The sequence below is a fragment of the Candidatus Liberibacter africanus PTSAPSY genome (assembly GCF_001021085.1).
Taxonomy (GTDB): Bacteria; Pseudomonadota; Alphaproteobacteria; order Rhizobiales; family Rhizobiaceae; genus Liberibacter; species Liberibacter africanus.
In genome coordinates this window covers 452,321-472,416 of record NZ_CP004021.1, presented here as the reverse complement: position 1 = coordinate 472,416, position 20,096 = coordinate 452,321, and the positions used below count along the sequence as shown (strand labels likewise).

Here is a 20,096-nt window from a genome sequence, read left to right as displayed (position 1 = left end):
ACTGGTTGGAAAGCTTTTCATCCCCTTTAATCAACGGGTTAAGGAGATAGGAGATGGATTGGAAACAGGAGGCTCTAACTCTATTAAAACTATTCATAGAGGGCGAGAATACGTCTCGCATGGTGTCTCATTTGAGAGGCAATAAAAAGAAAGCAAGCGTAATAAACAATTTCGTCCCTGCTGGTTTGACTTGGTTTATACGTATCACTGGTTTTGGTTTTTTATATGTAGTATTATATCGTTTATATCGTGGAGAATATCCACCATATAGCATTATTATATTTCTAATTATTCCATGGTTATTTTTATCACTAGGATTGGCGATTTTAACAGCTTCTAAGGAACAAGAAGACTTGAATAAGTTGAAAAATGATACGCGATTTCAGGATATGGATAAGGTTACCATATATCATGATAAGCTGAAGAAATCGTTCTATTATTCCACTGTGTTTAAGGCTAAAAGAAGCTATCTGGATGAAGAGGTTATTAAAGAGGGTATAGGCTTTATAGAAGAGGTGTTAAAACCCTACGGGATAGATCCTCTGTCGTGTAATGTACCGCTTGAAGATGTTGAAAAATATCTAGGGAATATAAGTGTCATAAGGGATTTTATCAGCTCAACTAATCTTGAAGAAGCTAAACAAGTCCGTATTCGTTGGAATGCAAATCATATGCTGTCTCAAACGGATAAATAGCAACTCATCTGAAAAATCTATGCAGAAGCTCTCTCAATGGGGCTTTTTTAACGTCCATGTTTATAAGCTGTATAATCGTGATCAATGCACAGAATATGGAAAATTCTTCCTTCTCTATATCCTACAAATAGATTTTCCTTGTGGTTTGTTCTTAATCTTTTGGTTTTAGTGTTTGTATTATTTGTTGTATATTTGGAGGTAAGGTATCATGTTTATGTCTTTCATTGTGTGTTCGAAATGTTCCTTCTATTATTTTGGAAAAAGCTAAAAAAGTTGAAAATATAGTTGTGCTTACAAAAGCGAATTGGGCATATATAGGTAATTCTTTTATTTCGGATAATATTTTGTATTGTGAAAAGATGGATACATGTAAAACTACACTGTAGACTGCTAAGCATACCAAAGTACTATATTTTATCCATAAATTATGGTTCAAATCTTTAGACATTTTTTCTATATATGTACCTGTTTGTTCATAAAGGTCTTTTTTGAAATCATTTTTTTGTATTTTTTCTTCTAGTTGCTCAATCTTTTCATATATTTGTTGTAATTCTTCTTTAGAGGGAGGGTTATAATTATTGTAGGTATCTTGTTTTATATTCTCTTCTAGGTAATTTCTCTCACACATAGGATTTTATTTTCTCACTATTATTATTTTTTACCTTTTGTTGATAGTACATCTTGATTATTTCAAGTGGTATCGGTGTATAATATCCTGTTGTTTTAACTGTTATATCCCAAGGCGAACCCTCTTGATGGGTAAGGTTTGATAATTCAGAAGCGTATAGTTTTCCGTAATACTTTAGTATACATGCTATTAATTCTTTTTGGGATTCTGAAAGGGACAGGGTGTATATTTCTCCAGTTTTTTTATCAAAAAGTAGGTTTGGTATAGGTTCTCCTATATATTTCTCTAATTTGTTGTATACTTTTGGATATACTGGTCCATATTTCCATGCGTAAGGGAGTTCTTTTACAAGTGGTATAGTATGAAAAGCACAAGACCATCCATGGGCGATATAGATAAGTTTTAAAAGCTTCATTGGGGTTATTTTTTTAATACCATGGTTGGGTGCTTGTTCTAATATGATGTTAGCAATCCCGAAACCATCATGGGAAATTTCTTGCGTCATTTTTTAGCCATCCTATAAAAACTGTTTTTATGACACCATTTTGTTCAGATCCGTATGGATTATATCTGCGTTAAAAGGTTTTATATTAGTCACTGTTGGCGATAAGAATTTATGTGTTCTTCTTTTTCTCTAAGTGCATTTTTAATAAAGTATTCTCGTATATCTTTATGCTCAACAGGGTATGTTTCTCTGGTTCTATTTGTCATATTTATTCTTCCCATTTTTCCACAAGTTACAATAATGGTCTCACTTATTCAATTAAAAGTTTCAAAATATGCGTTTGTTAAAGACCATCTCAAATTTGAAGTAATCTATTTATACTATACTATACTATACTTAGTTATACTTAACTATGTTATTTGTGATGAGCCGTTAAAACCTAGTAAAGGGTGTGAAACAGTTTCAACCCCTTCCACTCTTCGGGTACTCTATCTAAAAGGTGGCCACTCTATGAGTAGCCCAAAGCTTCTGCTACATCTTTAGCTACAAACCAATACGTCCTGTCCTTATCTATACGTCCGAACAGTATTGCTTTCGAAATTAAACGGTTTAATACCCTTCCTGATCTATTCGTATTAGTAGGGGTAAGTGCGGGAAGGAATAACCACGCTTACCTACCCCCGTAACTTGCGGAGTACTGTTTGAACTAAGGATGGGGATGACCGCCCACCCTTTTTAGGTTAAGGTATATAACCATGTTCAAAAGCTCTCAACGCAAGTATCTCATAATCCTTTAAAAAAGGGGGTAGGCGGAGAGGGGATAATGCAGCCCTAAACCCACCCCTTAAACCCCTTATGGGGATTTGTCTATTTTATTGAATTCGTCAGAGCATAAACACTCTTCTTCTGGAATGGCAGAATCCCCGTATTTATTAAATCTCTCATAAAGTTTTGGGATTACTGAACCAGGAAACCACGCCTCAATAGTCTCTTCAAACAGCGGTGGATCATTCTTTTTTCTCAGTACTGAGATGAACCCAAAGGCATAATAACATAGTCTCTGGAGCTTAAGATTAGTGATTATTCAGAACGATTCAAGGACAGAAAATATTGAGCGATTAACTCAATTCAGTAGGTCTTCATAGATCAATTTTTACCCTAAAATATCAAAGAATACAATCACATTTGTGAGCTAATTGAATACTTCAAAAGCTATTTTTTTTCAGTTCAATAACTCAGGTCTTAGGATTAGTCTAAAGCCTATCAAATATTGTCTATCAAATTGTCTATCAAATTGTCTATCATTGTTTATCATATACGGTTCGGACTATTAACTAAAAAATCATAAGTTACTGATTTAAGGGATAATTTTGTCTATCATTTGTCTATCAAATTGTCTATCAAATTGAGTTTTTGTTTTTTAGGTTAAGTGGGTGATATTTTTTTGTTTTTTTTATTGTCAAAAAGTATTGTAAAATCAATGACTTAGGTGTTTATTTGTGCTATAATACTAATTGGTAAAACAACCCCCTAGGCATGGTGGTTTTGGGGCTAAAGGGGGGTTTATATATATAAATCCTCCCCTTTTTTTCCCGCCTTCCTTTTCAGTCGTCCAAAAAACCGCCACAAAATTACCACAATGCCGTTTGGATTTTTTCGCTTTGCTGGGTTTTGGTCTTTTAGGGATTATTTTGAGATGATTTGTGTATTTGGGGGTTTGGATTGGTTTGTGAATTACCTTAAAACGAACATAAAGTATCTTAAAATTGATATTTAGGGGTGTGCCTTTGGGATTATCTATGCTATACAACAAATTATTACTGGTGGGCTTTAAAATGGATTTTGTGGTTGATGAGTGTATTGGCTTTAGATTTGGGTTCTAAAATGGGTTTTGCAGTCCGCAAATCAGATCAAATATTCTCTGGTGTGGTGAAGTTCGAAAATGGGCGATTTGAAGGTGGCGGAATGCGGTATCTCAAGTTTCAAAATTGGCTTGATGATTTGCGAGGAATTAAAACTATTTGGTTTGAAGAGGTAAGACGTCATGATTTGCGGGGAATTAAAACTATTTGGTTTGAAGAGGTAAGACGTCATTTAGGGGTTGATGCATCCCATGCTTATGGTGGTTTTCTTGCAGTGCTTGCTTCTTGGTGTGAGAGGCATGGAATTGCCTACTCAGGTGTGCCAGTGCAAACAATTAAAAAACACATCACTGGAAAAGGTAACGCTAACAAAGCATTGGTTGTTCTGGCTGTTAAAGGGCTAGGCTTTAATCCAATTGATGATAATGAAGCCGATGCATTGGCTTTGTTGGACTATGTTTTAAAGTATAAATGAAGTATAGTATAGTATAAGTTATAGTATAAACTAAAGTATAGTTTGTTTGATAATACTATTATAGTATATTGGTGTGGTGTTGGAATTGGAGTTGTTGTTTTGAATTGGTTAAAATATCGGCGGGTTGTGTGTGAATTTTTTGAACTCACCACCCATTTTTAAACTCCAAATCGCACTAAAACATTGCTAACCAATTGATTTTAAGGTATAATTTATTAATGAAATCCAATTTGAAGAAAAGAAAGCCACAGAAGCCAACTGTTAAATACTCTCAGTCTCTGACTAAAGATATAATAACAAGAATAGCGAACGGTGAGACGATGCAAGGAGTCTTAAAAGCTCCTAACATGCCGACTGCTGACGCTTTTTATGATTGGTTGGCAAGATATCCAGAACATAGAGAATCTTATCACCAAGCAAGAGTGAAGAAGTTAGAGCTTATGATTGAAGATGTTACAAATGAACCAGAGCCAACAGAGCATGAATTAGCTAATCCTGTTTTTTTCTCCAAGATGAGAGATAGAAGGCTAAAGAGCGTATTATGGTTAGCTGAGCGGTTGAATAGTCAGATTTACGGTAATCATGTTACTGTCGAGCAGAAGCATACGATAGATTTGAAGCCTTTATTGGATAGAGTGAGAGAAAGCATTAGGGCTAAAGGATTAAAGACCGTTGGAAGCAGTAATAAATCAACGGAAAATGGTACTAAGAATAATAAGGTGTAAATCTGATGGCATTACAGTCTGTTTTAAAGGGTTAAGCTCAGAGGCTGAAGGAGTTTTTAAGAAGTTAGTGGATTATGGAACTTAAGGAGCTAGTGGTGTTTTTTTGTTTTGAGAGAGGGGTAGCCCCCCAGAGAGAAGTTTTGAAGAATATATAGACTACCCTCCGACAATTTTTATAAAATTTTATATATTTGAGAATTTTTATATAACTTAAAATCACAACACCGCTTCTTAAGCTCATAAACACTATGTCAATGACTAAATTAGACATAGACTGTGTTACCACTATAAAACTAGAAAAAATGAATTAAAGGCTGTTTTTGTCCATTTTAGGCTTGCATGCTGAATCGGGTTATGGTAGTATGCAGATGATGGTTCTGGATCAACCACGTCTTCTTTGATCGATAGGATTGGAGAGAGTTATGGAGGTCCAGGCTGTAATTCTCTTCAATCTTATCGGTTAGTAAACCAAATTGATTGAATTGAGAATAGTTTTATTGTCCCGAGAACTTCCAACCTCTCCAGAAACGGAACAAGAGCTTTTTGATCTGATGTGGTCAAGAGAGTTCAAGCTGAGTTTCACCAACTTTGTGTTGCACTTTTTCCCTTGGGGCGAGAGGTGCACATCGCTTGCAAATTTTTCTAGACCCCGTAAGTGGCAGTGTGATTTTATGGAAGCGGTGGATGATCATTGTGTCAAGAACCGCAACAATCCTAATCCTAAAATATTTAAATCAGCGGTATCAGCGGGTCGTGGTATTGGCAAAACGACTTTAAACGCTTGGATGATGTTATGGTTGATATCGACGAGACCTGGTATGTCTGTTATATGTTTGGCTAACTCTGAGACTCAGCTGAAGAGTACGTTGTGGGCTGAGGTTTCGAAATGGCTTTCACTGCTTCCTAATAAACATTGGTTTGAGATGCAGTCGTTATCGTTGCATCCAGCTGTGTGGTATGCGGAGGCGTTAGAAAAGAATTTTGGGATTGACTCAAAGCATTATACGATTACCTGCAAGACCTATTCGGAGGAGCGTCCTGACACTTTTGTAGGGCATCACAACACTCATGGCATGGCTGTTATTGAAGATGAGGCATCTGGTGTTCCCTGTGTTATAAACACAACTATTCAAGGATTTTTCACTGAGAAGAACGCCAATCGTTTTTGGGTTATGACGTCTAATCCTCGAAGATTAGAAGGGTGGTTTTATGAAATATTTAACAAGCCTTTAAATGATTGGAAGCGCTATCAGATTGACACGAGGGATGTTGAGGGCATTGATCCGAGTTTTCATGAGGGGATTATTGCCAGACATGGAATAGATTCAGATGTTACACGGGTTGAGGTATTAGGGCAATTTCCACAACAGGAGATTAATAGTTTTATTCCTGAACGAATGATCAAAGAAGCGTTAGAGCGACCCCCTAGATCTGACCTTGGTGCACCTTTAATCATGGGGTGTGATCCAGCGGAAGAAGGTGGTGATAATACAGTTGTTGTGTTGAGACGTGGTGATATGATTGAACACATCTTCGACTGGTCTGGATTGCCCATAGACGCTACGAGCCACAAGATAGAAGATTTAATTAATAAATATAATCCTGATGCAATTGTTGTTGATGGAAACGGCGGTGCAGGCGGGGCGGTATGTTCTTATTTGAGGCATGAGGGCTTTGTCTTCCATGAGGTAATAGGACAAAGCAAAGCCTATGATCTTGACTACTGCAGAAACAAACGTGCGGAGCTTCATGTCAAGGGGAGGGAATGGTTAGCACATGGCTGTCTTCCTAATCATGCTGAATTACTGAGAGACATGAGGTCGTTAGAATCTTACACGGTAGAGTCTACGGGTAAATTGGCGATTGCATCCAAGAGGAAGGATGGCAAGGAGAGTACGGATTATTTTGATGCTTTTATGTACACCTTTGAGGTTAGTCCTGCACGCAGTGATAGGAATTTTAGTCGGTGTCAATCGTACCAGTATGAAGCGGATGAGCTACTCATTGATCGGAGGTTAAGTTATGGCTAAAAAAACGACTAATCAGTGGTTAGGAGAAGGATTATCTAGTGTATTTAGCGGGGCTAGTACTGGTTTAATGACGGCTAATCCTTGGGGGGCTTTAGGAGGTGCTGTGATTGGTGCGGGTAAGACGTTTGTAGATTATCTTTTTTCTGGTGATGAGGATGAGGATAAAAAGGAGGAAAGTATCGTTGCTCAACCTGCCTATACTCTAACGAAGGAGGAACAGGAGAGAGAAGGCTTGTGGATGGATAAGCACACTTATTCGAGATCGAAACGTCGCTCATCTCTTTTCTCAGGTCTTTATTCTGGGGGTTATAGTTGATGAATTCTTCAGCACAACGTATACAGGACAGGTTTGATAAGCTTAAGAGCCAAAGAAGTGAATTGAACGCTCGGATGGAGGAGTTAACCAGCCTTCTTTATCCTTATAAGAACAATTCTAAATCTCTTATGTGGGACACGACAGGCTCTGAGGCGTGTATTAAGCTTTCTTCGTTGCTTTCTTCGCTGATTACGCCACCTGGTCAGAGGTGGCATGGATTAGCTGAGCCTTTTTTTGCCCATCAAGCTTTTCTCTATAAGGAGGACGCAGGTGCGAAAAAAATTAGAGAGTGGTGTGATCAATTGACGGATACGCTTTTTGGTTTTAGGGAGCGATCTGGTTCTGGATTTGTTAGTTGTCTGCAGTCTTTTTACACTAGTATTGTCGAGTTTGGGACTGGGTGTTTTTACATTGAAGCTGACGTTGATGCCCAAGGATTGGAAGATGGTATACGCTATATTTCTGTCCCTTTATCTAGTGTTTATTTGAGCGTTAATCATCAAAACGTAGTAGATAGTATTTACCGAGAATTTGAGTTTACAGCTGAGCAGGTGGCTCATAAGTGGGGGAAGGACAGCTTATCATCGCAGATGAGGTCGTCGCTAGAGCGTAATGATACGGACAAGTTTAAATTTATCCATGCGGTTTATCCTTTTAGAAACTCGGAGAAGAAGAAGCGGGGTCAGGGAAGGAATAACTTTTATTCTAAATTTATTGGTGTAGATGACAGTATATTTTTTGAAGAGAAAGAATTAAGAACCCTTCCTTACGTTATCGGGCGGTATCGGGTAAGAGCTGATGAAATATACGGTAAATCTCCAGCGATGGAAGCGTTACCTGCGATTAGACGTTCAAACGAGATATCGAATGAACTTGCCCAATACGCTCGTCTTGCCCTCAATCCACCGTTTCTTGCACCTTCTGATGCAAAGCAACGTGAATTTAAGTTTAAAGCTGGATATACGAATCTAGGGACTATGAGTAAAGAAGGACGACCTCTTTTTCAACCGATTCAATTTGGCAATCCTCTTCCTTTTTACGAGGAGATTAAGAGGATAGAGAGCTCTATTCATAGTTTATTTTTGCTTGATTTGTTTCAAGTGTTAGATGACAAGGCGTCACGTTCCGCTGCGGAATCGATGGAGAAGACGAGGGAGAAAGGGGCGTTTGTAGGACCTCTTATTGGTGGTCTTCAATCGGAATTTATCGGCTCGATGATTAGGCGTGAGTTGGATATTCTTGATTCTCAGAACAAGATTCCTGAATTAGAGGGCTATGCTCCTCCTTCTGTTTCCGTATTAAAGGTTGAGTACACATCTCCCTTATTTAAATACCAGCAAGCCGAGAGTGTTTCGAGTGTTCTTCAAGGGACAAACACCCTTGTAGAATTGGGGGCTAAGACGGGGGATCCAAGCTATATGGATCATATTGATATTGATAAGGTTTCCCGTTTTGCTTTGTGGGCGAGCAACACCCCTTCTATCCTTATCCGTGATAGCACTGAAGTGGAGGAGATCCGCCAAAAAAGGAGAGTTCAAATGGAAAACATGCAAGAGCAACAGTCCCAACAGCAGGCTCAACAAATGGGCATAGAAGTAGGGGCTAAAGTAGCGGGTAGGGTTGCGGAGAAGAAGCTTGAGCGGGACATGATGGAGAATAGCTATGATTGATTTTATGAGGCTTGCGGAGACGATTAAAAACAAAGTTTTCTCCCGTGGCTACACCGTTGATCCTATTGTTTTAGCCGAAAAACTGGAAGAAGACGAGCGAAGGCTTCGATCGTATAAAAGCATTTTTGCCACTCCTGAAGGTCGTTTCGTTTTGACAGATTTGATGATTGAAGGTGGGCTTTTATCCTCTCATGACACTGAACATTCACTAATTCTTGCTCACCGTGAGGGCAAACGAGCTATGGCGGTTCGTATAGCCTCCAATTTAGGACTTAGTTTTGAACAAGTAGTACAAATGTACTCTGATAACCCACGATAATAAGGAATGAATAATGACAGATGGTATCGATAAGTTAACAACACCTGCTCCAATACCGGTAGCGACTGAAGTAGAAAGACCAGAAGTGGCTAATACGCCATCTTTGAAGGAAGAAACGGTACACTCTGATCCGCAAGGCATTAATCCTTTCTCAAGTTCACCATCAGCTGAAGAAGCTGAAGAATCCAAACCACCTAGTGAAGACTATACTCTAAACTGTCCTGATTTTGTTTCGGAAGAAGAGGTTAAAGCTCATTGTGAGGCTTTTAAGGAAGCGGGCATTGATTCCAAGACGGCACAGAAAGTTATAGATCGACTTGTTGCTCACGGTGAGATGAACAAGACGCAATCTTTAGAGAGACTGCAGAAGGCGTTAGAGGAGGATACGAGTGTCTTAAAGTCAGAGTTGGGTGCGGAGTACTCTGAAAGAAAACGAGCCATATATCGGTATTTTAAAGATATGAATATTGAAGACGCTGATGTACAATCACTGGTTTCTACATGGGGATTTAAGAAGACATTTAAGTTTTTTGATGTGTATGCTCAGATGAATAAGGAGTCCTCTGTCGGAGATACTTTTACACGACAGGAGGGATCACGAGGAGGATCATTGAGTTCGAAAGCAAGAGACTTTATGAGCGAAGATGGGTTTTTAAAGAAACTACTCGATGGAGATTTAGACGCCCAAAAGAGAATGATGGATTACGCTACTATCAAGGCAAACAAACCTTAGACATTTAAAGGAGAAACGATACTATGTCTACATTATCACAACAGAAAACCGCCGATATCATCGGATTTGAGGAAACGGTAGTTTTAGGGCTTCAGCAAGAGCAGTCCCTTTTAAGCCCTCGTGTTCAAACTAAATCCTATCATGGGGACAAAATAGCGAATTTGCAGGTTTTTAGTCCCACTGAAGTTTACAAGGTTGATAGCGACGTCACTTTACCAGAAACCCGATACAACGCCACAAAACAAGAGAGACGTTGGATTAGTTTTGAGACTGCGACGTGGGCTGAAGTGGTCAATCCTTTTATTCACCTAAGACAAAGCATTGACCCTTTTATTTCTTATGCTAAATCTGCGATTTTTGCTTTTAAGCGTTACCAAGATTCCGTCATTATGGAAGGGATGCTGGGCAAGAACATGACAGGGAGAGACGGGGGGACTCCAGAATACTTTCCTAAAAGCAACGTACTTAGACTTCCTCCGATTTCTGCGACTGCGAGTGCTAAAACAGCACTGAAAGACACCTTAGCGGGTTTGATATTAGACGGGATAGTTTGGTTAGCTGAGAAAGGCGTTGATATTGATCGTGAGCGTATTATTCTTGCTGTACCCCCTACGGTGTATAGAGGCTTATTTGATATAGAGGAAGTTGTTAATAGGGACTATGTTGGGCAGGCTAATTTAGACGCGGGTCGTGTTCGCCATCTTGCAGGTGTTGAAATTCTTCTCTACAAGAAAGTTCTCGGAGATCCTCAATTTCCTAAGCACATTACGATAGACGGCACGGACACTGAAAAGAACTACTATTGCCCGATGTGGTGTGCATCTTCGGTTCAGTTTGGGATGTGGGAGTCTCTCAACACGACGTATGACAGATTGCCAACCCATAACAATGCTCAACAGATTTTGGTAGAAGCGTCTATGGGTGCATCTCGTCTTGAGCCTAACAAGATTGTTTGTTTGGAAGTACCAAAAAGCACTGAAACTATAGCGAGAATCAAGGAAGAGGCATCAAAAGCAACAGCTCCTGTCCACAAAACCCTTTCAGAAGTTGCTAGGGCTAAATAATGACTGAACTTGAGGTATGCAATTGGGCGTTGTTGAAGATTGGGCTAACTCCCCTAAAAGATTTCAGTGAGGGGGGGATTAAAGCGGACTATTGTCAGCGTCTTCTCCGCCCGCTTCATCAAAGCTTACTTCGCTCTTTTGCATGGAGTTTTGCGACGAAAACTGCTTGTTTGTCTGCTTTAGATCCAATAGTGGGCGAGGAGGATCGTTATGGTCTTCCTAATAAATGTCTTAAAGTCCTTAAAATAGATAGGGTAGGAGCATTAGAGGGAGATTGTATCGTTGTCAAAGTTAGGTCTTCTCGTCCCCTAGCCATTAAGTATATTGAGGAAGTTTCGCTAGAAGATTGTGATCCTCTCTATCAAGAGGCGTTTGCCTTAAAACTGGCGAGTGAACTTTGTCCACCTTTAATCTCGGATGATCAATTGCGATCTTATTTGAAAGGCGAAAGCGATAGAGTTTTAGCGACTGCTATTGACATGGATGGTATAGAAATTCCTGAAGAGAGGTCGTATCAAGATGGCTAATATAGCTTTTACAAAGCGTTCTTTTGCAGGTGGAGAAGTTTCGCCTCAGGTACTTCAATCGTGTAGTGATCGTGATATTTACGCACAAGGATTGTCGCAGGCTCTTAATACTATTGTGTTATCTGATGGGTCTTTGGTGCGGAGACCTTCAAATCATTGCTACAGTTCACTTCGTATCCCTCCTAAATCCCGTCGGATAATTTCCTTTGCGCTAGGAGGTGATAAGACTGCTTTGTTCGTTTTTGGTCAGAAGAAGATGATGATTGCGACGGTTAATGGAATAAAACCACCGCAATATGTCCGCCCTTATGATACACCCTATCATGCTTATGATGTGGAGCATCTAGATTTTGCCCGTATGGGGGATCTTATCGTTTTAGTTCACTCTCGTTATCCTCCTTATCAAATAGAGTTCACCGCCGATGATGTTATTTTTAAACCGATGGTCTTTGAGCCTCCTCCATGGTTGGGGCGGTGTCAAGTTAATGGGAAAAAGCACGATGCTAAATTGTACATTGATCCCTTACCCTCAACACGTAAAGGGAAAATGACTGTTAAATCTACATCTCCTTTATTTAAGGAAAGTGATGTCGGGCGAATGCTTCGTCTTGGGTGGCTTCCAAAGAATTGGAAAGAAAAGACTTTATATCCTGAGAATGCCTTTATCGAGATGTTTGGCAAGGTCTATCAGAGTATCACAGGCGGAGTATCGGGAGATGAATGGAAAGACAACCCGAGAGATACGTATATTAAAGATGGCAAAGTTACATGGAAAGTTATCGCTTCTTCGCAAGAATTAAGCACTGGTAAGGACGGCAAGCCCATACTTGGCACAGGGGGAAAATACCGAACTCCTTATTATGTTTGGGGGGAAATCGTCGCAGTTAATGGAAAAAAGAGTGCTGTGATCCGCCTTCACAAGGATTTTTGTGTAACTGATGAAAGTGAAACCTCTTTTTGGAATTTGAGTGCATGGGGAGAAAACGAAGGATATCCTGCTCATGTATCTTTTTATAACAATAGGTTGTGTTTTTCTGGTTCTGAGTATGATCCACAGTCACTTTATCTTTCTGGATACAACACTTTTAATGATTTTAGCCCTGATACGATTGAGGGTAACCTTGATTATCGCAAAGCTCTGTCTGTTGCGATAACGGATGACGCTATGTCTGAGATCCGTTGGTTTAGACCGATGGAAAAGGGGCTTGTTGTTGGAACGGATACCTCATTATGGATTGTTATTCTTGATTTTGAGAGAGGTTTTAATCTGGTTTCAAGACGATTAGCAGGGATTGGTGTTTACGATGCTCCTCCTTTGACTATTAGAGATGAGTTGCTTTTTGTGCAAGGGGCGGGACGAAAGATTAAGCGTTTAGGCGGTGCAAGTGAGCAAGGTTTTCGATTTTTAGAACTCACGCAATACGTTAGTCACCTTTTTACCTACCGAGTAAAACAAATGGTTTATCAAGAAGATCCTAATTCTCTTTTATGGGTGCTTAATAATAATAATGAGCTTTTATGCTGTAGTGTTCATGAAGATTTTAAAGCCATTGGATCTTGGCATGTTCATAAACTTTTAGGGGAAGGAATTAAGATTGTTTCTCTTAGTTCTGCTGTAAGCGAGGATCAAGGTGAAACGGTTCTTTGGATGCTGGTCGTTCGAACGGATGAACACGACATCAAAAGCACACACTTAGAGAAACTTGGTGACTTCAGCTTGAATATTGGAGGAATAAACTAATGGGTTTTTGGTTGAAGTTGGGTAAATGGGCAGTAACGGTTGTAGGGTCTACTGCTACTGGGGCTTTAGCTGCGACAGGGTTTGGTTTTCCTTTGGCTGCATTCGTAGCGGGGTATACAGCCAATTTAGCTACAATGGTGCATCTTGCGGACGCCGATGATGAAGCCTATGAGAAAAGAAAAAAGGAATTAGAAGAGTCGACAAAGCACGCAAACGCTGTAACTGCATTGAGCGATATTATCGATGGTGCAAACAGAGATATTAAGGAGTCTCAACGTATTTATGAGCAAGATAATCGTACGTCAGAGGATATAAAAAATGCGTTAGAGCATTTATCTCAAGCGTATATTAAGGTTGCTGGGATTGATTTATCTACCAATGTAAACAAGCATGAATCTAATGTCATTAAGGCTATGGAGAATATTAGGAAAAATATTTCTGACAATCGGATTGCGTGGAGGAGGGAGTTTCACAAAGATTACAATGCTGATATGGCAGATACGCACAATGAGCGTCAAAAGATAAGAGCAGAATTACAATCGCAGTATGACAAGACCAAGGATAAGATCAAAGAGGATGACAGTGAGGGCATTTCTCTTCTTAATGATCTTAAGATGATGATTAATTATCTGGATGGCAAAGTTGCTAAGGAGCTTCAGGGTTTTATTGATGGTCTAAACGAGCAAGTTAAAAACCTCAAAAGCCTTAAACAGGAGCATGAGGAGCTGTTTAACACGACTAAAACGTCTGTCAAGAACAATGCTGATAATGCAGTTAGGGATGCAGAGCGTGCATTAGATGCAAGGATGCGATTTGATTCAGCATTTAAAGAGTTAATCAATACGCTGGAGGAGAAGCAAGGGAAGGATTTTGTCCTCACTCCTGATATTTTAGCGTCTATTGCTGATTTTTACGCGGTGTTTCGTGATCCAGAATTCTTACATAACGAGGTTTTTGAGAAAGCGTATCAACAGCAAGCAGAGCGGAATAAAGATAAGGTTTTTAGCGATCCTGAGAAAGTTCATAATACAGTAAATGAGCATTTAAGCCAGAGTAAAGCACTCCATGACGAATACATAGCGTCCCTCAAGAATAAAAATCACTCGAGGGCTCGTATGCTACGGTATCAGGTTGAGGCTCACCAGCGAGAAGCAGCGAGAATTGTGGAACAACTTGATGCTAAGTTTAGTGTATGGAGTAATGGTGTTGGGTTTAAGGAAAAATTCGAACGTCTTTGGGATTTTGTTAAGTCAAGAGGTAACAAAACCTTTGTAGAGTGGCTGACTGAAAAAGTTAACAAACACGGGGATATTATTAAGCGTGATATGTATCTTGCTGATTTAGCGGAGGATGATTTTTATAGAATTGGTTTAGAAAAAACGAGTGGTTATTTTGCTTATCATAATGATATATCTAAGGAATTAAATAAATTAGTAGATAGAGTGAGGGAGAGTATACCATCATTTGACGCAAGAGAAAGATTGGTTAAAGCAAGACCAGAAGCTGAAGAACAAGAAGCCAGAAAGCGGGAAGTTCCAGAAAAGGTAAAAGCCGAAGAAGAGCCGTTGGTTGAGGAGGATGATTTTGATTTAGGGTTACCCTCTATTCCTATTGCCCCTGTTGTAATAGGCCGTGAGCCTAAAGACGAAAAGCAGAAAGAAACCGCTAAGACTTTTGTTCCTCCGCAGGCTAGTGAGCCTAAACCACCGATTGGAGAGTTGGAATCACCGATAGCGAATGCAATTTCTGAGGGTAATGTTAATCCTCCAACAAAAGAAGAATTAGACAGGGCGGAAACCAAAAAGGAAAGAGAAGCGGCACTCAATGCGTGGTTGTTAAGCGCTAAAAGTGAGAACATAGCACGGCAAGAAGCAAAGGCTCAAAAGGACATTGAGCGTTGGGATAAGATGTCTGATGAGGAATTATCCCAAAAGTTTGATCTTATTGCTGAATTCTTCAAAAAAAAAGACGTTGAAGATCCCAAATTGTTATTTGATGGGGATTTAACTGTTCTTGATCGTCTTTTAATGGCGGATCTGGAGGATCAGGAAAATTGGGAAAAAAGAAAACGATCGTGGGAAGCAAACCAATTATCCCATCAAGAGAGGTGGGCGTCTCTTCCATCTTATGCCAAGCAACAAGCTATTTGTGCGTATAATTCTGGATACAATCGCATTTATTCTTTTTTAGAATTGTATGAAGATCTCAAGATCCCTCAGGGACAGCTGAAAGAGATGTTTATATCTGAACGCAAGCGTGTTTTGAATGAAAAAAGAGAGAAAAAGACGGAGGAATACAGAGGTCGTGACTATACTATATTTACGAAAAAGGACGTAGATTTACTAGTTAGCGTGTTCGAAGATACACAAAGATTGAAACGTGGTGATTTTGCGGATGATAATTCAGGTCTTTCGGACGATCTTATCAAGCGTCTTGAGAATTTACGTAGGAAGCCTAAGCCTTCTGAATCTTCTAAGCTTCCTGAGGATTCTAAGTCGTTTAAGGTATTGTCTTTAGATCCTCCTTCCTTGTATCCACCAAAAAGTCAGCAAGATATACAACCTCCAAAACGACATGATCGTGATGAGGTTTATACTGAAACTGAACATAGCACGGATTGCATTATTCGACTTCCTCCGATTGATACTGGAGAGGCTTTCAATAGCTTAAAAGGGAAGAAAATGCGGATATTCAAAGGGTCAATCACTGTCATCAATACGAGGGATGTTGAAGTTGGTGTTTATGGGGAAACCTTACACCCTATTGAGGAGCTTAAAGGTTCTCCAAAGACAGGAGAGTTTCCTTTTTTGGTATACAGTGATCATCAGTACATGCCTGAGTTGGTTATCAAGCACAGTTATGAGTGTCCTTATTTTCATCTAACGTCTGTGACTATCCACGCAAACGTAGAGGAGAATTGATGAGCAATAAAGATTTTAAAAAGGATTTACTATCCGTTGCTAAATTTGTTACGGGAGTTTCTTCCGATCTTTCAACGGCTAAATCAACGGCACAAGGGTATAAATATCGTGCGTCATTAGCGGAAGAAAACGCCAGACGTGGGAGTATTTTACATCTTGAGAGAGCTGAGAAGCTCAAAAAAGAGGGTTTGTTAGATGTTGGGTTATTCATGATGAGAATGGATGCTTCTGGTTTATCGGGTGTTTCTGCTGAGATGTGGAATAGGCAAAGGCAAGGGGATACATTAAAGGAAATTGAGACAGCACAAAGCACTCGTTCTTCTGTTGTTCAGAGGTTTTTAAGGGAACAACAGTGGTCTCGGCAAAACGCTACAAACAGTGCTTCTTCGGGCAAAGTATCTGCTTTTGGGCGGGCTTTGACGCTTGGTAGTGATTTATGGAAAGACTAAAATAAATGGCAAACCTTGATCTTAAAAAAACAGCGATAGAACCTCTTGCACCAGATAAAGACCCTGTTAGTGACAAGGTTAATCCTCTTGGTGGATTGACGACTGTTGCTCAAGGATTAGATGCTCTGCAAAAGACGTATCAAGATCGGTTATCGGAAAGCATCAAATCTCAAGCAATGAGTGAATTTTTGGAGAAATCTGCCACCAACACAGCGGATTATCACAAGCATATTAGGACGTTAAACACGAGTGATGATGCTACTCTTTGGAAAGAAATTAATAGCTACGCCCTAAAGAAACATGCAGAAATGGGTAACTTCATTGACTCTGTTAATGATAGGGGGGCAAGAGATCAATTACGGTATCTGAATAATCACGATTTATCTAATATGAAGCACGCTGGTTTGCAGTATAGTTTGGGTGTGATGGATCAAAACGCCATCACCCGCATTCAGAAGGCGGTTGTTAGTATTTCGGCATCCCTAGCTTCTAATCCCTCTGATGAGAATAGATTAACATTCTTAGCACGTGGGGACGCTATCATTGATAGCTCACGTTTATCCCCAGCTGAGAAGGAGGAGAAGAAAAGAGGTTTGCACAGGACTCTCAATGAAGTTCAAGCCCGTGCGATGCTCTCTTATTCTCCAGATCTTTTTGAAGGTACTTTGGATGTTGTCAGTGATCGGTCAACTTATGTTGAAGGCTCTTTAGATCCAGTGGAGGTAGTTGAAGGGGCAGGAGAGCGAAGAGTTGAATTGAAAGATGGTGATATTTCTAACATTAGCGGGGTAGCTGGGTGGAATGAGCTTGACCAAGCTACACGGCGGACGCTTTTGAGGGAACAGATGCAACAAACGAACCGTGAGTTAGCAAAAGGTCGAAGGCAACTAAACAATGATATTAAAAGAATTACTAAACATGCTTATGATGGAGTAGTTACGGAGGATTTTGACACTGTTAGTTCCTTATCTAATTTACTCAAGGGTTATAATCCTGCGGATGCGGAAGCCCTCCATCGTAGTTTGCAATTTACGAAGGAGATTGCTTCTTATGTTCCTATTGCACAGGCGGGGACGGAAGATGAATTTGAGAAAATGCTTGTGGATCTCCACACCTCGGATACAACGGGAGATCCGAAAATCAACGCCCTGATCGCTCAAGCGTCATTGAAGCTTAGCCACCAGCATAAAGAAGCGAGAGAGTTAAGAGCGAAAGATCCTCATTCGTGGGGATTAAAGGTTAGGAAAATTGAGCCTCTTAATCTGGAGACGGGGAAATTGGGGGATTCTTTAGTGTCTTATAGTCTTTTTGCCCAAGAGACGGAGAAGAAGCACGGTGTTGTTGTCAACGGGATCGGTGCTTCTGGGGAAAAACAACTGAGTGATCGATTGTGGGGTACGAAGGCTTCGGATTTTGTACAGTTCTTTAAATCGGAAACCGATGGGTTGTGTCGGGAAGATAAAGAACGGGCAAAACATGTTTTATCCCACCTTAAGGACGGGTCTTTGGCTGGGGTTGCTCTTCTTTCTCTGGGGGAGGAGCAAGAAAGAGAAGTAGCGAGAACAATAGCAGTGGGGAAAAAGAGATACGAGGATGTCAAGTCTCAATATAAATCTCAATTGGGTAGCGATTTTGATGCCCATTTTTATCGGCTTATAAACAAAGAGATTGGGAAGTTATATAGCTCGGAGGATGAGAGCTATAAAAGAGATGCGGAAATTATCAAACACCATAGTAGTGGCTCTATGAAAAAGAGTGGTTCGGTGAAGTTAAGTTCTGATATTGTGAAGGATTCTGTCAAAGCTGTATTAGGCAATACTGTATACAATTATAACGGCTCTTACATCCTTCCTCCTCGGAATATGTCTCACACGGAGTTTGGGGATAAGTTGTATAGGGGTACTTCCGATCAGCTTGTTCGTCTTTTTGGTGATAGAAGTCAAGCCCGATATCCAGAGTTATACGGCTACCAGACAATAGGGGACGGTAAATACAGTTTAACGATGGGTGGTGTTGTGAAAAAAGACCATCAAGGAAATCCTATCATCATTGATATTTTCGACACTATGCCTCCACCAAAGTTTAATTCTCCTTCTATTCTTGATTCAATACAAGACGGATTAAGCTATTATAAATAGGACGGTAACATGCTTTTTATCACGAATGAAATTGATTTGAACAAGCAGAAGGAGTCTCTCGCAAACGATAAGACTTCTCCCCCTGTTAAGAAGTCTCCTAGTCTATGGGATAATGCACTTGGTGCTTCTATTTCTGGTGTCTTAGAAGCTCCTGCAGATTTGGTTTCTCTTGTTACGCCGTGGGAATATAAGCCTGATCCTTTGAAGAAAAACGCTTTGACCGTTGATCCAGAACAGACGGGAATGATTGGTCAGATATCTCATGGTTTCTTACATTCTGTATCTGCCTTTGGTATAGGGGCATCAATCGGTGGTGCGGTAGGAGGGCCCATTGGATCTTTGGCGGGAGGGGCTTTGTCGGTGGCTTTAGCCGAAGCTCGAAGATCTTTTGAGAATGCCCGAGATGAGGGGCAAGACAGTTCGACAGCCACTGCGGTAGGGGCAAAGTCAGGGATCATTTCTGGAGGAGGGGCTGTAATTCCTGCTGGTTTTGGGGTTAATATCGTCAAAAGTGTCTTAGCCAGTGTAGGCGTTAATCTCGGTCTCAGCACATTGGATAGAATGGGTGATTACGCTATACTAAAGACTAACGGTTATGACGAACTAGCAGAACATGCCTCAGAGATGGACAGCATTTCTGTTGCAACTGATATTGTTTTAGGAATGGCTTTTGGGGGGTTGCATGCTAAGAATGCTAGAAGAAACAAAAACCTTTCAGGGATGAAACCCACCCCTTCTGAAGTTGATATTGCCACTGGGGCTAAAACTGAATTAACAGCATCTTGCATTTTGAATGATCATATCCCTGTAAACGAGGAAGCCTATAACGCTCATATGAATACATTAGCGGAGGCGGAGAGCTCTTTAACTTCGGGGGAGAAATTTAGTATGACCCTCGACAATGCAGAATCACTAGAGCGTGGAAGTATTAAGAAACCTGAGATTGAAATGGGACGGTCTCCCTTAGGGGATGAGAGGATTGATCCTCGTTCATGGTCTTCTGATCAACGGATAGCGAAGGCGGTTGAGAGTATAGAGAAATTTTCCAACTCTCAAGATGGGGAAAGTGCGATGCCACATCATATTAAGAGAGACATTAACATCGTTAAACATAACCTCATTGAGACTGCATTATCTTGTTTTTATGAGAGAGGGGGCAAGTAATGCATCCAGAATGTATTGAAAGAATTAAAAAGCAAGCGGGTGATTGGGCATTAACATCAGAAGACATAGAAGAGATTGACCGTGTAGCAAAACTTGCCTTATCTGGTTTAGAACTCAATGAGAGTTTTAAGGATCTTAAAGGTAGAGACAAAGTTAAGGTTTTGACCGAGAAAGCCAATCATCTTCTTTTAGAG

17 protein-coding genes are annotated in these 20,096 nt (G+C 40.2%); 15 read left to right on the top strand and 2 right to left on the bottom strand.

Features of this window, described 5'->3' with window-relative positions:
- Positions 1-53 precede the first annotated feature (53 nt).
- Complete coding sequence (locus G293_RS02170; RefSeq protein ID WP_047264116.1) at positions 54-695, top strand: hypothetical protein; 642 nt, start codon at positions 54-56, stop codon at positions 693-695.
- A 151-nt stretch (positions 696-846) separates the two neighbouring features.
- Here the strand turns inward: G293_RS02170 and G293_RS02165 are convergent, their stop codons facing one another.
- Together G293_RS02165 and G293_RS05425 are read right to left on the bottom strand one after the other, a co-directional pair.
- Complete coding sequence (locus G293_RS02165) at positions 847-1,323, bottom strand: hypothetical protein (RefSeq protein ID WP_047264115.1); 477 nt, start codon at positions 1,321-1,323, stop codon at positions 847-849.
- Positions 1,316-1,828, bottom strand: coding sequence for a Panacea domain-containing protein (locus G293_RS05425; protein WP_052775013.1), 513 nt, complete (start codon positions 1,826-1,828; stop codon positions 1,316-1,318). Before G293_RS05425 ends, G293_RS02165 begins: the two co-directional genes overlap by 8 nt.
- A gap of 1,791 nt (positions 1,829-3,619) precedes the next feature.
- Between G293_RS05425 and G293_RS02150 the strand changes: the two genes are divergently transcribed.
- From G293_RS02150 to G293_RS02085, 14 genes are all read left to right on the top strand, one after another.
- Complete coding sequence (locus G293_RS02150) at positions 3,620-4,105, top strand: crossover junction endodeoxyribonuclease RuvC (RefSeq protein ID WP_047264113.1); 486 nt, start codon at positions 3,620-3,622, stop codon at positions 4,103-4,105.
- Positions 4,106-4,323: 218 nt separating this feature from the next.
- The gene (locus G293_RS02145) at positions 4,324-4,830 is read left to right on the top strand and encodes a terminase small subunit-like protein (protein ID WP_047264112.1); all 507 of its coding nucleotides are present in this window, start codon (positions 4,324-4,326) and stop codon (positions 4,828-4,830) included.
- Between the two features lie 497 nt (positions 4,831-5,327).
- Positions 5,328-6,860, top strand: a complete 1,533-nt coding sequence (locus G293_RS02140; protein ID WP_047264111.1) for a terminase large subunit domain-containing protein — start codon at positions 5,328-5,330, stop codon at positions 6,858-6,860.
- Positions 6,853-7,176 carry a hypothetical protein gene (locus G293_RS02135; RefSeq protein WP_047264110.1) on the top strand — a complete coding sequence of 108 codons (324 nt, stop codon included), beginning with the start codon at positions 6,853-6,855 and terminating at the stop codon, positions 7,174-7,176. The genes G293_RS02140 and G293_RS02135 overlap by 8 nt, the downstream gene beginning before the upstream one ends.
- Positions 7,176-8,846 carry a portal protein gene (locus G293_RS02130; protein ID WP_047264109.1) on the top strand — a complete coding sequence of 557 codons (1,671 nt, stop codon included), beginning with the start codon at positions 7,176-7,178 and terminating at the stop codon, positions 8,844-8,846. The genes G293_RS02135 and G293_RS02130 overlap by 1 nt, the downstream gene beginning before the upstream one ends.
- Positions 8,839-9,165 carry a Bbp19 family protein gene (locus tag G293_RS02125; RefSeq protein ID WP_047264108.1) on the top strand — a complete coding sequence of 109 codons (327 nt, stop codon included), beginning with the start codon at positions 8,839-8,841 and terminating at the stop codon, positions 9,163-9,165. Before G293_RS02130 ends, G293_RS02125 begins: the two co-directional genes overlap by 8 nt.
- Positions 9,166-9,178: 13 nt before the next feature.
- The gene (locus G293_RS02120) at positions 9,179-9,898 is read left to right on the top strand and encodes a hypothetical protein (RefSeq protein WP_047264107.1); all 720 of its coding nucleotides are present in this window, start codon (positions 9,179-9,181) and stop codon (positions 9,896-9,898) included.
- Between the two features lie 23 nt (positions 9,899-9,921).
- Positions 9,922-10,962, top strand: coding sequence for a phage capsid protein (locus tag G293_RS02115; RefSeq protein WP_047264106.1), 1,041 nt, complete (start codon positions 9,922-9,924; stop codon positions 10,960-10,962).
- A complete protein-coding gene (locus G293_RS02110; RefSeq protein WP_047264105.1) occupies positions 10,962-11,489 on the top strand; it encodes a phage connector family protein in 528 nt (175 codons plus the stop codon). The genes G293_RS02115 and G293_RS02110 overlap by 1 nt, the downstream gene beginning before the upstream one ends.
- A complete protein-coding gene (locus G293_RS02105; RefSeq protein WP_047264104.1) occupies positions 11,482-13,230 on the top strand; it encodes a phage tail protein in 1,749 nt (582 codons plus the stop codon). The genes G293_RS02110 and G293_RS02105 overlap by 8 nt, the downstream gene beginning before the upstream one ends.
- Positions 13,230-16,151: a single stranded DNA-binding domain-containing protein gene (locus G293_RS05800; RefSeq protein ID WP_047264103.1), complete on the top strand. Its 2,922-nt coding sequence runs from the start codon at positions 13,230-13,232 to the stop codon at positions 16,149-16,151. Before G293_RS02105 ends, G293_RS05800 begins: the two co-directional genes overlap by 1 nt.
- Positions 16,151-16,600 carry a hypothetical protein gene (locus G293_RS02095; RefSeq protein WP_047264102.1) on the top strand — a complete coding sequence of 150 codons (450 nt, stop codon included), beginning with the start codon at positions 16,151-16,153 and terminating at the stop codon, positions 16,598-16,600. Before G293_RS05800 ends, G293_RS02095 begins: the two co-directional genes overlap by 1 nt.
- A 5-nt stretch (positions 16,601-16,605) precedes the next feature.
- Positions 16,606-18,738 carry a hypothetical protein gene (locus tag G293_RS02090; RefSeq protein ID WP_047264101.1) on the top strand — a complete coding sequence of 711 codons (2,133 nt, stop codon included), beginning with the start codon at positions 16,606-16,608 and terminating at the stop codon, positions 18,736-18,738.
- 9 nt (positions 18,739-18,747) lie between these two features.
- Positions 18,748-19,902 (top strand): hypothetical protein, encoded by a 1,155-nt coding sequence (locus G293_RS02085; RefSeq protein ID WP_047264100.1) that lies wholly within the window; start codon positions 18,748-18,750, stop codon positions 19,900-19,902.
- Positions 19,903-20,096 lie beyond the last annotated feature (194 nt).

Coding starts and splice junctions, on each gene's coding strand:
- G293_RS02170 (WP_047264116.1), top strand. CDS start 54: ATGGATTGGAAACAGGAGGCTCTAACTCTATTAAAACTATTCATAGAG.
- G293_RS02165 (WP_047264115.1), bottom strand. CDS start 1,323: ATGTGTGAGAGAAATTACCTAGAAGAGAATATAAAACAAGATACCTAC.
- G293_RS05425 (WP_052775013.1), bottom strand. CDS start 1,828: ATGACGCAAGAAATTTCCCATGATGGTTTCGGGATTGCTAACATCATA.
- G293_RS02150 (WP_047264113.1), top strand. CDS start 3,620: ATGAGTGTATTGGCTTTAGATTTGGGTTCTAAAATGGGTTTTGCAGTC.
- G293_RS02145 (WP_047264112.1), top strand. CDS start 4,324: ATGAAATCCAATTTGAAGAAAAGAAAGCCACAGAAGCCAACTGTTAAA.
- G293_RS02135 (WP_047264110.1), top strand. CDS start 6,853: ATGGCTAAAAAAACGACTAATCAGTGGTTAGGAGAAGGATTATCTAGT.
- G293_RS02130 (WP_047264109.1), top strand. CDS start 7,176: ATGAATTCTTCAGCACAACGTATACAGGACAGGTTTGATAAGCTTAAG.
- G293_RS02125 (WP_047264108.1), top strand. CDS start 8,839: ATGATTGATTTTATGAGGCTTGCGGAGACGATTAAAAACAAAGTTTTC.
- G293_RS02120 (WP_047264107.1), top strand. CDS start 9,179: ATGACAGATGGTATCGATAAGTTAACAACACCTGCTCCAATACCGGTA.
- G293_RS02115 (WP_047264106.1), top strand. CDS start 9,922: ATGTCTACATTATCACAACAGAAAACCGCCGATATCATCGGATTTGAG.
- G293_RS02110 (WP_047264105.1), top strand. CDS start 10,962: ATGACTGAACTTGAGGTATGCAATTGGGCGTTGTTGAAGATTGGGCTA.
- G293_RS02105 (WP_047264104.1), top strand. CDS start 11,482: ATGGCTAATATAGCTTTTACAAAGCGTTCTTTTGCAGGTGGAGAAGTT.
- G293_RS05800 (WP_047264103.1), top strand. CDS start 13,230: ATGGGTTTTTGGTTGAAGTTGGGTAAATGGGCAGTAACGGTTGTAGGG.
- G293_RS02095 (WP_047264102.1), top strand. CDS start 16,151: ATGAGCAATAAAGATTTTAAAAAGGATTTACTATCCGTTGCTAAATTT.
- G293_RS02090 (WP_047264101.1), top strand. CDS start 16,606: ATGGCAAACCTTGATCTTAAAAAAACAGCGATAGAACCTCTTGCACCA.
- G293_RS02085 (WP_047264100.1), top strand. CDS start 18,748: ATGCTTTTTATCACGAATGAAATTGATTTGAACAAGCAGAAGGAGTCT.